The 15,919-nt window shown below is 39.7% G+C and carries 12 protein-coding genes; 11 read left to right on the plus strand and 1 reads right to left on the minus strand.

What is annotated here, in order from left to right; translation table 11 throughout:
• The first annotated feature begins 101 nt into the window (after nt 1-101).
• From AB669_RS14165 to AB669_RS14200, 7 genes are all read left to right on the plus strand, one after another.
• Nucleotides 102-2,513, plus strand: a complete 2,412-nt coding sequence (locus AB669_RS14165) for a TonB-dependent receptor (protein WP_047799952.1) — start codon at nt 102-104, stop codon at nt 2,511-2,513.
• Nucleotides 2,514-2,555: 42 nt separating this feature from the next.
• Entirely contained in the window at nt 2,556-4,970 is a 2,415-nt protein-coding gene (locus tag AB669_RS14170) for a TonB-dependent receptor (protein WP_047799953.1), read from the plus strand.
• Nucleotides 4,971-5,039: 69 nt separating this feature from the next.
• Complete coding sequence (locus tag AB669_RS14175) at nt 5,040-5,750, plus strand: DUF4198 domain-containing protein (RefSeq protein WP_047799954.1); 711 nt, start codon at nt 5,040-5,042, stop codon at nt 5,748-5,750.
• A gap of 34 nt (nt 5,751-5,784) precedes the next feature.
• Complete coding sequence (locus tag AB669_RS14180; protein ID WP_047799955.1) at nt 5,785-6,705, plus strand: DUF6607 family protein; 921 nt, start codon at nt 5,785-5,787, stop codon at nt 6,703-6,705.
• Nucleotides 6,706-6,863: 158 nt separating this feature from the next.
• A complete protein-coding gene (locus tag AB669_RS14185; RefSeq protein WP_047799956.1) occupies nt 6,864-8,006 on the plus strand; it encodes a M28 family metallopeptidase in 1,143 nt (380 codons plus the stop codon).
• A gap of 639 nt (nt 8,007-8,645) precedes the next feature.
• On the plus strand, nt 8,646-10,964 hold the full coding sequence (locus AB669_RS14195) for a TonB-dependent receptor (protein ID WP_047799958.1): 2,319 nt from the start codon (nt 8,646-8,648) through the stop codon (nt 10,962-10,964).
• Between the two features lie 231 nt (nt 10,965-11,195).
• Nucleotides 11,196-12,872, plus strand: coding sequence for a sodium/sugar symporter (locus AB669_RS14200; RefSeq protein WP_047799959.1), 1,677 nt, complete (start codon nt 11,196-11,198; stop codon nt 12,870-12,872).
• A gap of 78 nt (nt 12,873-12,950) precedes the next feature.
• Here the strand turns inward: AB669_RS14200 and AB669_RS14205 are convergent, their stop codons facing one another.
• Nucleotides 12,951-13,142, minus strand: a complete 192-nt coding sequence (locus AB669_RS14205; RefSeq protein ID WP_047799960.1) for a hypothetical protein — start codon at nt 13,140-13,142, stop codon at nt 12,951-12,953.
• A gap of 59 nt (nt 13,143-13,201) precedes the next feature.
• Between AB669_RS14205 and AB669_RS14210 the strand changes: the two genes are divergently transcribed.
• From AB669_RS14210 to AB669_RS14225, 4 genes are read left to right on the plus strand one after another with little or no spacing between them, the layout of a single operon-like run.
• Nucleotides 13,202-13,711 (plus strand): hypothetical protein, encoded by a 510-nt coding sequence (locus tag AB669_RS14210; protein WP_047799961.1) that lies wholly within the window; start codon nt 13,202-13,204, stop codon nt 13,709-13,711.
• 49 nt (nt 13,712-13,760) lie between these two features.
• Nucleotides 13,761-14,948 (plus strand): sensor histidine kinase, encoded by a 1,188-nt coding sequence (locus tag AB669_RS21600; protein WP_053058413.1) that lies wholly within the window; start codon nt 13,761-13,763, stop codon nt 14,946-14,948.
• 14 nt (nt 14,949-14,962) lie between these two features.
• Nucleotides 14,963-15,664: a LytTR family DNA-binding domain-containing protein gene (locus AB669_RS14220; RefSeq protein ID WP_047799962.1), complete on the plus strand. Its 702-nt coding sequence runs from the start codon at nt 14,963-14,965 to the stop codon at nt 15,662-15,664.
• Complete coding sequence (locus AB669_RS14225; RefSeq protein WP_047799963.1) at nt 15,661-15,903, plus strand: PqqD family protein; 243 nt, start codon at nt 15,661-15,663, stop codon at nt 15,901-15,903. The genes AB669_RS14220 and AB669_RS14225 overlap by 4 nt, the downstream gene beginning before the upstream one ends.
• Nucleotides 15,904-15,919 lie beyond the last annotated feature (16 nt).

Here is a 15,919-nt window from a genome sequence, read left to right on the forward strand (position 1 = left end):
TTTAACACTTTTCTTATTTAGAATTGTTACAAATTATTTGGATTATATAAAATTCTGCCGTTATTTTGCGGCTGTTTAGAATAAATCCAAATAAATTTAAAATGCTTAAATCCAAACTATTCAGTTTAACGTTTTTTCTCTCAATTATCGCTTTGACTTCCTTTGCTCAGCAACTGGCAACAATCAAAGGAAAAGTAACCACATCAGACGGTGCTCCCGCTCCTTTTATATCGGTAGGATTAAAAGGTAAGGGCATTGGTAATACTTCAGATGAAAACGGGAACTTCACTATTACCCGTGTAAAGCCTGGAACTTATATATTAAAGGTTTCTGCTGTAGGCTTAAAATCTGATGAAAAAAATGTGACGGTTAGTGCGGGAGAAACGCTTACTATCAATTTTTCTTTGGTTGAAAATTCCGATCAGTTAAAAGAGGTTAACATCAATAGCGAAAGGCGCAATAAATTTGCGACTAAGAAAAGCAGTTATGTTGCGAAGATTCCACTGAAGAATCTTGAAAATCCTCAGGTATATAATACTGTATCTAAAGAATTAATGTTAGAGCAAATCACTACAGGCTTTAACGCTGTATTAAAGAATGTACCAGGCATTGATAAGCTTTGGACTTCTACAGGCAGAGGTGGTGATGGCGCCGCTTATTATAGCCTTCGAGGTTTCCCTACTCAGGTTTCCATGATTGATGGTATAGGCGGACAAACAAATGGTGACGTTGATCCTGCAAATATTGAAACTGTTGAAGTAATAAAAGGTCCGTCCGGTGCTTTGTACGGTGGTGCACTAACCAGTTTTGGTGGTTTTATCAATATCGTTACTAAAAAGCCTTATGATACATTGGGTGGAAACTTCAGTTATTATACCGGAAGTTTTGGATTGAACCGTTTAACGGCTGATGTGAATGGGCCAATTAATAAAGAGAAAAATTTACTTTTCAGAATTAATGCCGCATATAACAAGCAAAACAGCTGGCAGGATGCCGGTTTTAACAAATCGACTTTTCTGGCACCTACTTTAGAATACAGGGTAAATGACCGCTTAACGTTCAATTTATCTGCTGATATTTATAACTACGAGGGAACTAACCCTACGATGATTTTCTTAAACAGAAGCCGGGCATTAATTGCACGTACTCCTGCCGAATTAAACATGGATTGGAGTAAATCCTACACCAGTAATGACCTGACAATTAAGACACCAACATTTAATGTTCGTGGTCAGGCAACTTATAAACTTTCGGATACCTGGACATCGCAAACGAACTTTTCTCAAAGTAACCGCAAATCGGACGGTTATTATCAATATGTGATGTTTATTGGTGCAACAGATAATTTGTTGAACAGGTACGTTAATATACAAAATTCGGATACCAATACCGGAAATGTTCAACAGAACTTTATCGGAGACTTTAAAGTAGGTAGTGTAAGAAACAGGGTATTGATTGGCCTTGATTATTTAAATGCCGAAACAAATAACAGCAATTCCCCATACATCTTGTTCGACCAGGTAAGTACTATTGGAACGCCCTCAAATTATGCAAGCATCACCCGTAGCGCAGTAGATGCAAGAATTGGTGCTACAGCGGGTCCGGCGAAAACGTACACTCAAACTAAAATATATAGTGCTTACGCTTCAGATGTAGTCAACATTACAGAAGCTTTGGCTGCTGTTCTCGCTTTAAGAGTTGATCGCTTCGACAATAAAGGATCTTACAATATTGCCACTGGATTAACAACCGGTAAGTTTTTGCAAACTGCAGTTTCTCCTAAATTCGGCTTAACTTATAATATCATAAAAGATCAGGTGGCATTATTTGCCAACTACCAAAACGGATTTCAGAATATTTCACCTGTTATCCAGCCGTTGGCTGATATTAATGGCGTTTTCAAACCGAAACAGGCAAATCAGATTGAGGGTGGTGTAAAACTGGATGTTTTCAATAATAAGGTGAATTTAACCGCCAGCTATTATGATATCAAGGTTGATAACGTTACACGTCCCGAATCAATTACCAGAAATGGCATCGCTTATAATATCACCGTTCAGGATGGTACTCAAAGAAATAAAGGAGTAGATTTCAGTTTGAATGCAAATCCGATAGAAGGCTTAAATCTTGTTGCTGGATATAGCTATGTAGATAGCAGGATGATTAAGGCAACGGCAAGTGTTGAAGGAAGAAGACCGGTAGATGCAGGTCCGGAAACAACAATAAACGGATGGATCAGCTATACCATTTCAAAAGGCAATTTAAATGGTTTAGGACTCGGGTTTGGAGGAAACTATAACAGTGAAAACCGCATTACCAATAGTTTGGCTACAGGGGAATTTACTTTGCCGGCTTTCACGGTACTCAACGCAACTGCATTCTATAATAAAAACAGATATAGAATTGGTGTGAAAATAGACAACATTACTGATAAACTTTACTATAAAGGCTGGACAACAGTTGAGGCACAAATGCCAAGAAATCTTGTTGCAAATATCAGTTATAAATTTTAATTATTAAGGGGGTTGATACCCCCTTTTTCGAATCAATATAAAATGAGCAAATTAAAACTATTTACACTAACAGCAGCGATGCTGCTGATCAACCTGATTGCATTTGCACAGAATGCAACTATCAAAGGAAAAGTAACTACTGCAAATGGAAATCCCGCATCATTTATCACTATTGGCTTAAAGGGTAAGGGTCAGGGAACCACTTCAGATGAGTCTGGTAATTATACCATTCACCGGGTTAAACCTGGAGAATATACCATTGTTGCTTCAGCGGTAGGCATCAAGCCATCATCGCAGTTAGTAACAGTTACAGCGGGTGAGACTAAAGTTGTCAACTTTACTTTATCGGAAACGGACCAGGCTTTAGAAGAAGTTACCGTAGCAGGAATAAATGAAAAATATAAGGTGAGTTTACCTTCGGCAACACTACGCTTAAATGAACCTTTGTTAGAAGCACCACAGAATATTCAGATCGTAAGTAATCAGATTTTAAAGGATCAGCAGATCATCAGCATGAGCGATGGGTTGATTAGAAATGTGAGTGGTGCTGTACGTTTAGAACACTGGGGTGATTTGTATACAAACATCCAGATGAGGGGATCCCAGATTCAGGCTATGCGTAATGGCTTTAATGTGGTTTCATCATACTGGGGGCCGTTAACAGAAGATATGAGTTTTGTTGACCATGTTGAGTTTGTGAAAGGACCTGCCGGTTTCATGTTGGGTAACGGTGATCCGAGCGGTATGTACAATGTGGTTACAAAGAAGCCTACCGGCCTGAACCAGGGTGAGGTTTCGTTTACGGCAGGTAGTTACGACCTGTTCCGTACCGCTATTGATTTCGACCATAAGCTTACTGCTGATGGAAAGTTTCTGTTCCGTTTAAATGCAGCGGCGCAGAACAAAGGCTCATTCAGACAGTTCGAACAAAATGACCGTTATAGCTTTGCTCCGGTATTAAGCTATCAGATCACGCCAGGTACTAAATTAACAGCTGAGTATGTTTTGCAGAATGCGAAAATGACTGAAGTGGGCTCTTATTATATTTTCAGTACAGATGGCTATGCGACTAAGCCACAGGAGTTCACCCTGACGCAGCCTGGTGCTGCCCCAACCAGGATCAATGATAACAGTTTAACTTTAAACTTAACACAACAACTTGGGCAGGACTGGAAATTAACCGCTCAGGCTGCATATTATAAATATATGCAGGTTGGATCAAGCTCGTGGCCATCAGCGGTAAATACAGACGGAACCATTATCCGCAATATTGCCATTTGGGACGCAAAAAGTGCCATGAAACTGGCTCAGTTATTTGTTAACGGTACAGCAAAAACAGGTGGTATTGTTCACAGGATTCTGGCCGGATTTGACGGAGGAAAGAAAAATTATTTTGCAGATTGGGGACAATCGCACGACCTGGATCTGGCCTCTTCACCGTTTAATGTGAATAATCCAAACTACGGTTTTCCTTCAAATGGCTATCCTCAATTTGATCGCACCACTTCTTTGGAGCAAAGGGCTGCTACTGCGGGAGGTTTGATGGATCAGAAATACCTAAGTGCCTATGCGCAGGATGAACTGGGCTTTTTCAACAACGTGGTGCGTTTAACATTAGCAGGACGTTATACGTATGTGAGTCAGTCGGCCTGGGGAAATGCTCCGGATAAAGCCAAACACTTTACACCTCGCGTTGGCTTAAGCGTATCCGTTGATAGAAGTACATCCATTTATGCCGTTTACGATGAGGCCTTTACACCACAGTCTGGTTTAATGCGTGATGGTAGTAATCCAAAGCCAATTACCGGAAATAACAAAGAAATTGGTATTAAAAAAGACTGGTTCGATGGGCGTTGGAATACTACCTTATCTGTTTACAGAATAATGAAACAAAACGAACTGACCTCAGATCCATCTAATAAGGCGGGAGAAACGTATAGCATTGTTATAGGTGAGAAAAGAGCACAAGGTGTTGAGTTTGATTTAAGAGGAGAACTGGCCAAAGGTTTGAACCTAATTGCGAACTATGCCTACACAGATGGTAAAGTAACAGCGGTGGCTCAGGGTGTAACTTCAATTTTCGTTGGACAGGTAGTGCCTGGATTTGCAAAACATACCAGTAATGCGTGGCTTACTTATGCTATTCAGAATGGTGCGCTTAAAGGAGCCGGAATTTCAGGAGGCTTTACTTACCTCGCCGGACGCGCTACACAAACTTTTAGCGGAACAAATACAAATGAAAACCTTCCAAATTATTTCAAATTAGATGGTGGTGTATTCTGGGGCACCAAAAAAATAAAAATCACTGCGAACGTATTCAACGTGCTGGATAAATACCTGTATAGCGGAGCCTATTACACCGGTTATTTTAATGCGCCAACCTACGATCTTGGAGTGTATTCATGGCAGGCAGAAGCACCACGCAATTACCGCGTGAGCATTGCTTACAAATTCTAAAAAACAACATACCTGTACCGGCTGTGTCAGATCAGACGGTGCAGGCTTTTACACTTAACCCGAAAAATTATGAAAACAAAAATCGCATTAATTCTATTATTCGTCGCCTTTGGCATTTCAAATGTTTTCTCTCACGCTTTGTGGATTGAAACTTCTGCTACAGGAAAAGAAGGGCAGGCACAGGAAGTTAAAATTTTCTTTGGAGAATATGAGCAGAACGAACCCGATTCAGCAAAGAAATGGTTCAGCAATTTAAAGGAATTTAAACTGATTTTAACAGCACCAAACGGATCAACAAAAGTTTTAACTGCTGCTCCTGACGTATTGTTTTTTAAAGCAAGTTTTACTCCTGATCAAAATGGGACTTATAAATTATCAATTGTACACGAGGTAGCTTCCGTTTTTGAGAAAGCAAAAATTGAATATTATGCTTTTGCTGATGTTGCAGTAGGCGGTGGAAAAGTAAATACCACCTTCCCTGCTGATGCCGCTTTAACGATAAGACCTGAAAAGCCGTTCGCTAAAGCAGGGGAAGCAGTTGTAAGTCAGGTAGTGTATAACAAAGCACCATTAGCTAAACAGAAATTAACCATTGTTGATGCCCTGAAAAAGGCACAGCCTGCAGAAACTGATGCGGATGGTAAATTTGTTTTTAAACCAGAGACAAAAGGAAACTACTTTTTTGAAGTTTTTGCAGAGGATAAAACTCCCGGCAAATTAAATGGTAAAGACTATGAAAAAGTTTGGCATTTAGTGACTTACACCACGCAGGTTAATTAAAATGCATACTGTTTAAAAATAACTAAACTATAAAATGAGAGTTTTAAAATTAGTATTGGTACTTGCTATTTCCGTTGTGGCGGGTGCACAGGCACAAGACAAGCTGGAGCAAGACAGACAAGCCATCAAGTCGCTTGCCGGATTTTATAAAGTAAATTTCAACTATGCAGAAGTTACTTCACCAAATCCAGACTATCAGTTCAGTAAGCCATACAAGAGCCATGGTAATGAATGGGCAGAAATTATTGTCGACGAGCCGAAAAGAATAGTTATTCAGCACATGCTGGCTATAAATGATTCGACGGTGATTAAACACTGGCGCCAGGACTGGACTTATGAAGATCCGGAGATTATGCTTTACACGCAGGATAATGCCTGGAAGAAAATTACACTGACCCCTGCAGATGTTAAAGGGAAATGGACACAGAAGGTATATCAGGTAGATGACAGTCCGCGTTATCAGGGATATGGCACATGGAGCCATGTTGGTGGTCACGACGCGTGGCAGAGTGAAACAGATTCTCCCCTACCAAGAAGGGAATCGACTACCCGTAACGATTACAACGTATTGAACCGTGGCACTAGAATCACCATCACTAAAGAGGGTTGGATGTTTGAACAGGACAATAAAAAAGTTTTGCGTACGGCGAAAGGCGATAAGGTACTGGCTGTTGAAAAAGGATATGAAGAGTTTACCAAGGTCGACCCTAAGAAATTTGACTATGCCCGGAAATGGTGGGATAGCCAGAAAACTTATTGGGCTGATGTTCGCGAAGTTTGGGCTGACTTAGCCCAAACTACCCGCAGCGATTTCAAGGTGCAGACTAAGGCCAACGGCAAATTGCTTTATGAAACCTTATTTACACTGGGTGATGAATCGATTAAAGAACATTGGTCTGCCACTCAGAACAAGGAAAAAATCAAAGCGGCTTTACTGCCTTATCTGGTGAAATAAAATCTTAATATTGATGAAGATGGTCGGCTACTTGAGCCGACCATTTTTTTTACCTATCTATTAAACCGATTAGCTGAAAGCTTCATGGTGTAATAGTTTTCGACTGGATAATGGTTCATTAGCGGATAAATCATATCTTTAAATTTATTGCGTCTGGAATGAGAAGAAGTATTTTATATTTATTGTGCCTGGCTGTTAACATTTGCTCAGCTCAGGACTCGGCTTATGTACGCAAAACGATAAATCATTTAACTTCTCCCCGTTTCTGGGGCCGGGGCTATACCAAAGATGGAATGAAAAAGGCAGCCGATTTTATATCGGGTGAATATAAATCCATAGGCCTGCTTCCGCTTTCACCAGATTACCAGCAGGACTTTGCTTTTGCAGTGAATACATTTCCTGGAAAAATGCAGGTATCGGTAAATGGAAAAAAGCTTGAACCAGGCAAGGACTTTATCGTGAGCAATGAGAGCCAGGGCATTCGCGCTAAAGCCAATCTTGATCAGCTGGATAGCGCCAGGTTTGCTGGTCAACCAAACATCAGGGTAATATTGAAAAACAAATTAACCTGGTCGGTCGCCAGTGAGGTTGCCGGTTTTACGGAGATTCAAATAGACAGGAATAAATTTAATGATATTCCAAAGCAGATTAACGTCGATATCGAAAACCACCTTATAGATAATTTTAAGGCGTCGAATGTTTGTGGTTTGGTAAAGGGTACAGAATTTCCGGACTCCGTTATGGTGATAACCGCTCATTATGACCACTTGGGTGGGATGGGTAGCGACACTTATTTCCCCGGAGCGAACGACAATGCTGCGGGCGTGGCAACTTTATTAAGCCTGGCCAAGTACTATGCCAGTCACCCGCAAGCCTATTCCATCGCTTTTATATGTTTTGCCGCCGAAGAAGCTGGCTTACTGGGGTCGAGGTATTATGTTGAGAATCCCCTTTTTCCATTAGCAAGTATAAAATTTTTACTGAATCTGGATTTGGTGGGTACAGGAGATGCAGGTATGGCCGTGGTTAATGCTACCGTTTACCCTAAAGCCTTTTCCATATTAAATGCCCTGAATGATCAGCAACAACTCATTTCAAAAATCACTAAGCGCGGAAAGGCTGCAAACAGCGATCACTATTTTTTTACAGAAAAAGGGGTTCCGGCATTTTTTATTTACACACAAGGCGGACCGCCAGCCTATCATGATGTGTTCGATACAGCAGATGGCTTGCCATTAACTGAATACAACGATCTTTTCAAGCTGATCGTTGAGTTTAATAAGAATCTCATGGCAAATTAATTTGTGATTTTAAACCATGATTTAATCAGCTGTATTACACTATAAAAGCAATGTTACTTTTCAACAGTGTATTATTGGTTAGGAATAATTACTTTTGGTGTCTTGAAACAGCACAGGCAAAACATTGGTAAATATCTCTCAGCATTTATGCTGGTTGTTTTTGCTATTGCATTAACGCCCTGGAGCGTTTTGCATCATCACGATAATGTTCCTGTTGTTTCAATAGAAAAAAACTGTAAGCATGTTAGCCATGTTCAGGCGCACGGCGATACCTGTTTAGTTTGTAGTGCCAGTTTTGAAAAAAACTATATTCAAACACATCACATTTATCGTGTATTTCTTTCAGCAAAAATTTTGAGCAAAAAAGAAATTGTACTTAAAAGCAACTATACCGAGCTTTTACGAACCAGTTTGCGCGGTCCCCCAAATAGCTTAATTTCTTAAGCAATTTCTAAGGTTATACAGTTTCAGAATTCATGAAGTCCTTTCAATCCTGTGTTGATTGATATTAAGCTTCGTTTTTTAAGGTTATCGATTCTGTTTTAACCTCATTATCCAAATATTCATTTCATGAGAATCGATGGACAGAATAAAGATGTTTGTTTCCGTTTTTTCTCGAATTTTAATTGATCACACATTATGAAAAAATTACAGCTTATTGGCTTTGTAATTATATATACACTATTGAGTTGCACGGCCTTTGCATCTGTTCTGAAAGACATTAAAGGAAAAGTTATTGATGGCAGCAGTAAGCAAACGCTACCTGGCGCAACTATTTTTATTCCTGATTTAAAAGTTACGGCTGTTACCAATAACGGGGGAGAATTTACATTGAATAACCTTCCATCAAAGGGAAGTTATTTAGTGGAAGTACATTACGTTGGCTATAAAACGGCAACACAAATTGTAAATTTTGCCAATGCAGCCGGATTGGAATTTTCGCTTCAGCCCACAGCTATTGAGACTAAAGAAATCGTCATTACCGGTAGTTTGATTAGCAGTACCAGTAAACGAAACAGTGCCTCTTCGGCAGTTTTGGGTAAAGATGCCTTGTTGGCTCCATCTACCAATTTAATAGATGCCCTGACGAAGATTCCCGGCGTTTCCCAGATTACAACGGGACCTTCAATTTCTAAGCCCGTAATCAGGGGTTTAGGTTACAACCGCATTGTCACTTTGGATGATGGAATTAAACAGCAGGGACAACAATGGGGTGATGAGCACGGTATTGAAATTGACCAGTTTAAGTCAGACCGCATTGAAGTTTTACGTGGGGCCGCTTCATTAATGTATGGTTCGGATGCGCTTGGTGGCGTAATTAATATTTTAGAGCCAAGTGCAGCACCCGAAGGGCAGGTAAAGGGCGAGTTCATTTCTAATTATTCGACCAATAACGGCCTTACAGCCAATTCACTTATGCTAACTGGTAATCAGAATGGTTTTGTGTGGAGGGCACGTGGAACGTATAAAAATGCTTATTCTTTTAAAACCCCTACCGGATACTTTCCAAATTCAGGTTTTAATGAAACCGACTTAAGTGGTATGGTAGGATTAAATAAAAGCTGGGGATATACCCATTTAAATGTCTCTAGTTTCCGAAATAACATTGGCTTTTACGATCCATCGTTAGATGCCAATGGCAATTTCGTTAAAGAAGACGGCGAAGCTTTTATGACATCTGATTACAAAAACCGTGACCTTGATTACCCTCGTCAGGATATCCGACATTTTAAAATTGCGTTAAACAACAATTTTATTTTAGGTAATGGTAATTTAAAAGCAGACTTTGGATACCAGCAGAACCAGCGCCGCGAGCTTGAGGATGGTCCTAGTCCGGCATTATTTTTCGATCTTAAAACCTATACCGGTGATTTGAAATATTATATCCACGAAACCGACGGATGGCAGCCTGTTTTTGGGTTAAGTGCCGATGCCGGCCGCAGTGAGAACAAAGCGGACGATGAATTTTTGATTCCGGATTATACCACTTATGGTATAGGTGTTTTTGCTTTTGCAAAGAAGAACTGGGAAAATAATACGTTTAGTATCGGTGCCCGCTACGACTACCGAAAAAACAATGGCAAAGAACTTTTTGTAGATGGGGAGCAGCAATTTGCAGCATTTCAGAATAAGTTCTCGAATGTAAGCGGTGCCCTCGGATTTACACATCAGTTTAATGAGGAATGGAATTTCAAAGCCAATGCCGGTTCAGCGTTCCGTGCACCAAATCCTGCAGAGTTGGCATCGAATGGTGTTCATGAAGGTACTTACCGCTATGAAATCGGAAATTCCAGCTTAAATCCAGAGCGCAGTTACCAGGTAGATGCAGCGTTGGAATATGAAGGTAAAATTGTGAGTGCGAGTGCCAGTATTTACAATAATTATGTTCACAACTTTATTTATGCTTCAAACAATGGTGAAACCATCATGGCAGAAGGTGATGAATATCCGGTTTACCGCTACGGACAGGTGAATGCAAACCTGTATGGTGCAGAAGCAACTTTGACCATACATCCGGTTCCGTTTATCCATTTTGAAAATACATTTGGCTACGTGCATGCAGAAAATACGAGTCTAAACAAGCCTTTAGCTTTTATTCCTGCCGGTACAATGCGAAATGAACTACGTTTTGAACCAAAGTTAAAAGGAACAAATGATACCTATGTTTTTGTGGGAATCAATTCGGCATTCAAACAGACCCGGGTTGACGAAGTTTTCGAAACGCCAACCAGTGGCTATACGCTGTTGAATGCAGGTATCGGCGCTACATTTAATTTAGGGAAGCAGCCAATAAAACTTTCTGTAGCGGCTAATAATCTGTTAGATCAGAAATATTATGATGCATTGAGCCGTTATAAACCGGGTCGTTTCAGCTCTGAAGACCCAAACCTGGGTGTATACAATACGGGTAGAAATATCACCTTCGGTTTGTATATCCCGTTTACAATCGCAAAATAAATAAAACACATATTTTACAGAAAGGACCTGGTGCACATCGCATCAGGTTTTTTTATGTCCGGGGTTTATTTTTTAAATTCTTCTTATTGGTTTGAATGTTTTAGTTTTCAGTTAATTAGTGTGTGAAAAATAATAAACGTCGATTTAACACTTTTTAATTCAAAAAAATGTGAAGAATCTTTTATGATTTTACTACATTTAGGTTTCTAAACCAAATAACACAAAATTTTAATGAAACAAAATTTACTGGACACGAAGGATTACATTGTATTCGCAGTATACTTCGTTATTGTAGCTGCTTACGGCTTGTACATCTACAACAAGAAAAAATCCACTTCAACAGGTTCAAAAGACTACTTTCTGGCTGAAGGTTCACTCACCTGGTGGGCAATCGGCGCATCGTTAATCGCCTCTAATATTTCAGCAGAGCAATTCATCGGGATGAGCGGATCTGGTTTTAAAATGGGCCTGGCCATTGCAACATACGAATGGATGGGTGGCTTAACACTGGTTATCGTTGCCATTTTCTTTATACCGGTTTACCTGAAGAATAAGATCGCAACCATGCCGCAGTTTTTACATCAGCGGTATAATGGTACCGTAGCCATGATTATGGCTGTTTTCTGGTTGTTATTATATGTTGTGGTAAACTTAACTTCAATCCTGTATCTAGGGGCTTTGGCAGTAAGCAGTATTTCTGGTTTCAGCCTTGACTTGTGTATGTATGCTATTGCTGCCTTTGCCATCATCATCACCCTGGGTGGAATGAAGGTAATTGGTTATACCGATGTTATTCAGGTTTTCTTTTTAATTTTAGGGGGTTTGGCAACAACTTATCTGGCCCTGAACCTCGTTTCTACACATTACGGCACCACAGGTATATTTGAAGGTTATAGTTTAATGACCAGCAAAGCTTCAGAGCATTTCCATATGATTTTTAAGCCGGATAATGAGAATTATATCGACTTACCTGGTTTAAGTGTACTGATTGGTGGTATGTGGATAGTGAATTTAAATTACTGGGGTTGTAACCAATACATCACTCAAAGGGCATTGGGTGCGGATTTAAAAACCGCTCGTGGTGGTCTTTTATTTGCAGCCTTCTTAAAGTTATTAATGCCGATTATTGTGGTATTACCAGGTATTGCGGCTTATGTGTTGTATAAAGATGGTGCTTTTCAGGCTGAAATGCTTCAGGATGGTTCGGTAAATCCGGATCGTGCTTACCCGGTATTGCTGAACCTATTGCCTGCCGGCTTAAAAGGCTTGTCATTCGCAGCCCTGACTGCTGCAGTGGTAGCCTCATTAGCTGGAAAAGCCAATAGTATTGCGACTATCTTTACTCTGGATATCTATAAAAAAGTATTGAAACCAGATGCATCAGAAAAGAACCTGGTTGCTACCGGAAAGATTGCTATTGTTGTGGCGATGATATTAGGGGTAATTATTGCCCCGCATTTGGGAATCGACAAAAAAGGTGGTTTCCAGTACATTCAGGAATATACCGGTTTTGTATCTCCGGGTATTTTTGCCATGTTTATTTTAGGTTTTTTCTGGAAAAGGACCACTTCGAATGCAGCACTGTTTGCTACCATCGGTGGTTTCCTGATGTCTATTTTACTAAAGGTATTACCAGGTTATACAGACTTATCTTTCCTTTCCGGAGTTGGTTTCTCTGTAAAGGCCGCATCAGGTTTATATGAGATTCCTTTCCTCGACCGGATGGGCATTGTGTTTGTATTCTGTATACTAGGGATGGTAGTGATCAGCTTCCTTGAAAACAGAAAAGGAGATAATCCAAAAGGACTTGAGATTGATGCGAAGATGTTTAAAACCACAACCGGTTTTGCGATAGGTACCTTGATTATTGTGGGATTACTTGTTGCATTGTATAGTGTTTATTGGTAGTAGGTATTAAAGGATAGAAAGAAGGCGTTCAATTTAGCATTGAGCGCCTTTTTGCATTAGTATTGAATTGTTTGCATGTTAATACACTTCAAAGAATGTATTAAATACTCTTCCTGTAACATTCTCACTGTTTCTACCGTATATGGTAAAAGGACATTTAATATTATGTAGTGCCTGATCATTTAATGTACTCAAACCAATATTCATTCGTTTTTCATAATTGGGTTTTAGGTTTGCATTTACCGATTGAAAATCAGTGTTTACCGACACATCATTAAATTAAAATTATTAATACATCATATTTGAACCAGCAATTAAAACCGAATATTATGGCTTTAGCTTACATCAACCTTAGTGCGAAACAGTATTTTAATTTCATGTGCAGAACTGAATACGAGCGCAGGGTTTTTCACGATACCTACAAGGAATTTCAGAAAAAATCCAAACCTTACAGCCTGAATCAAACTTTCCATACGTTTGGCCAAATGTGCGAAGCAAACGGGAAAGCAAATACCTTGCATCAGAAATTACATTATGCCGTAATGAATACTATTGTATCCTTAGAGAACAAAATTCCGGTTTTGAGTGATGTGGATGGAAATTGCATTCTATTTGATCTGGCCAACCTTAGGATCTGTTCGTCTGATTTATTGAACAAGGCGGCACATGTTGTATCCATTACTTATACTAGTCCGAAACTTGTTTTGCATGAGATCGTAGGTGATCTACTGATCTTAAGCTATGATGAGAAAGGTAAGTTTAACAAAACATTTATGGTGAAGATGACCGATGATATTGTTATTAATTACGAGAAAAATCAGGAACTGGTGTATAGTTAAAACAGATTTTCTTCTCCCTATACGAAGTATTTATTATTAATTTGCAAACATGCAGCGCTTTAAAACACCAACTTTTATCATTCATGTGGCAGGTTGGCTTTTGTTCTTAACTTTTCCGCTCCTGTTTATTAATAATGAGCAATCCGGGCAAAGCAGCCTGTTGCTGTTGGCATCACCCTATTACTGGTTGTTTTGCTTAACCTACATATCGATGTTTTATGTTAACGCTTTGCTTTTGGTACCGCGTTTAATGTTTAAAAAGCGATATGTATTTTATAGTGCGGTAGTATTGGGATTATTTAGTTTTGTTTATTATTCACAGCCGTACGATAATCTGCTGGGACATAACAAAAGCGTTATGACAGCTTTGGGCGCATTTCAGGACGCTCAGCCCAAAGGCCTTAATCAGTCATTACAGCCAGATAAAACCCCTGATGTTGGCCCTGATGTTGGTATGCCATTCGGGCCGCTTCCGAATGAGGATTTACGGATGCAGGACCCTAACCTTAAAAGGCCGGGCGGTATTCTGGATCTTCATCAATCAGAAAATATTGATGTGATCAGTCTGTTTATTTTTATGATGATTATGGGGCTGAGTATTGCCACGAGCACCGTCCAGCGCTGGCAAAATGCCGAATCGAAGGTGGTGAAGGCTGAAGCTGAAAAAGCCACTGCCGAGCTTTCTTTTTTAAAAGCGCAGATTAACCCCCATTTTTTATTTAACACCCTGAACAATATCTATACACAATCGGTCATCAACAGTCAGCATACTTCTGAAAGTATCATGAAGCTTTCTAATATTATGCGCTATGTTACTGACGATGTAACACAGGACTTTGTGAATATGAAGGATGAAATTGATTGCGTACGGGATTATATCGAATTACAGCAGCTACGACTGGGGGCTGATGCCCAGATCAACTTTAATGTTCAGGGGAATCCCGAAGGCAAAAGGATTGCACCACTCATCTTCATGACTTTTATTGAAAATGCATTCAAATATGGGGTTACTAAAAAGGAGAGAACGGTAATCAATATCAACTTAAGTATTGAGGCGAATAAAATAGATTTTACCTGCGAAAATAAAATATACAACCATAAATTTAATCTGGAGCGTACCGGAATCGGAATTGCAAATACCCGCAAAAGGTTGGAGCATTTGTATCCGGAGCGTTTTAAATTGAATATTAATAATGGTAATGAAATGTTTTCAGTTAACCTTTGTGTAAATTGCTAATCAAAGAATAATTTATGGCTTTAAGATGTGTAGCTATTGATGACGAACCATTAGCGCTGGAGTTAATAAAAACCTACGTTGCGAGGTTTCCGGGATTGCAGTTGATACAGGTTTTTGAAGATGCTTTATCAGGCGCAGAATACCTGAAACAAAACCCTGTAGATTTGCTTTTTGTTGATGTGAATATGCCTGATATCACCGGAGTAGAACTGGTACGCAGCCTGGTTGCCAGTCCGATGATTATTTTCACCACAGCATATCGCAACTATGCTTTCGAAAGCTATGAATTGCAGGCTATAGACTATCTTTTAAAGCCAATTGACTTCTCGAGATTTACCGCTGCGGTAGAGAAAGCAATTGATTTCTATAAATACAAAAGTGCCACTCAGGAAAGCATAAGTGATGAAAGCATTTATGTTTACTCAGAGTATAAGATGATTAAGATTTTGTTGCGTGATATCGAATACATTGAAAGTATGGGTGATTATCTGAAAATATATCTTAGCGGTAACGAAAAGCCCATTTTAACGCTGATGACGATGAAGAAGATTCTGGAAAAATTGCCAGAAGATAGTTTTGCGCGTGTTCACCGGAGTTTTATTGTCGCCCTGGCTAAAATTAAGTCTATTCACAACAGAAAGGTAAACCTAAGCAGTGCCGAGTTGCCAATTGGCGATGCGTACAGTGGTTTCATTAATCAGCAGAAAGGGATATGAAGTTAAAGGCAAACATTGCGACCAGTGAAAACGGATTTATATTTAATCCGGCAACAGGCGATTCGTTTATCAGTAATCCTATCGCCGCCGAGATTTTGGCGTTGATGAAAACGGGAGAAGATGAGCAGGGTATTAAACGCAAAATTTTAGATCAGTATGAGGTGGAAGGCCACCAGCTGGATCGGGACTGGGATGATTATATGTTTCAGCTGAAAGAGGCGAATTTGTTAGATTTGTAGCAAATTGTCAATTCCG

The organism is Pedobacter sp. BMA, assembly GCF_001027745.1.
Taxonomy (GTDB): Bacteria; Bacteroidota; Bacteroidia; order Sphingobacteriales; family Sphingobacteriaceae; genus Pedobacter.

What these genes read in the sequence shown, in the direction of transcription:
- AB669_RS14165 (WP_047799952.1), top strand. Translation starts at nt 102, where the DNA reads ATGCTTAAATCCAAACTATTCAGTTTAACGTTTTTTCTCTCAATTATC.
- AB669_RS14170 (WP_047799953.1), top strand. Translation starts at nt 2,556, where the DNA reads ATGAGCAAATTAAAACTATTTACACTAACAGCAGCGATGCTGCTGATC.
- AB669_RS14175 (WP_047799954.1), top strand. Translation starts at nt 5,040, where the DNA reads ATGAAAACAAAAATCGCATTAATTCTATTATTCGTCGCCTTTGGCATT.
- AB669_RS14180 (WP_047799955.1), top strand. Translation starts at nt 5,785, where the DNA reads ATGAGAGTTTTAAAATTAGTATTGGTACTTGCTATTTCCGTTGTGGCG.
- AB669_RS14185 (WP_047799956.1), top strand. Translation starts at nt 6,864, where the DNA reads ATGAGAAGAAGTATTTTATATTTATTGTGCCTGGCTGTTAACATTTGC.
- AB669_RS14195 (WP_047799958.1), top strand. Translation starts at nt 8,646, where the DNA reads ATGAAAAAATTACAGCTTATTGGCTTTGTAATTATATATACACTATTG.
- AB669_RS14200 (WP_047799959.1), top strand. Translation starts at nt 11,196, where the DNA reads ATGAAACAAAATTTACTGGACACGAAGGATTACATTGTATTCGCAGTA.
- AB669_RS14210 (WP_047799961.1), top strand. Translation starts at nt 13,202, where the DNA reads ATGGCTTTAGCTTACATCAACCTTAGTGCGAAACAGTATTTTAATTTC.
- AB669_RS21600 (WP_053058413.1), top strand. Translation starts at nt 13,761, where the DNA reads ATGCAGCGCTTTAAAACACCAACTTTTATCATTCATGTGGCAGGTTGG.
- AB669_RS14220 (WP_047799962.1), top strand. Translation starts at nt 14,963, where the DNA reads ATGGCTTTAAGATGTGTAGCTATTGATGACGAACCATTAGCGCTGGAG.
- AB669_RS14225 (WP_047799963.1), top strand. Translation starts at nt 15,661, where the DNA reads ATGAAGTTAAAGGCAAACATTGCGACCAGTGAAAACGGATTTATATTT.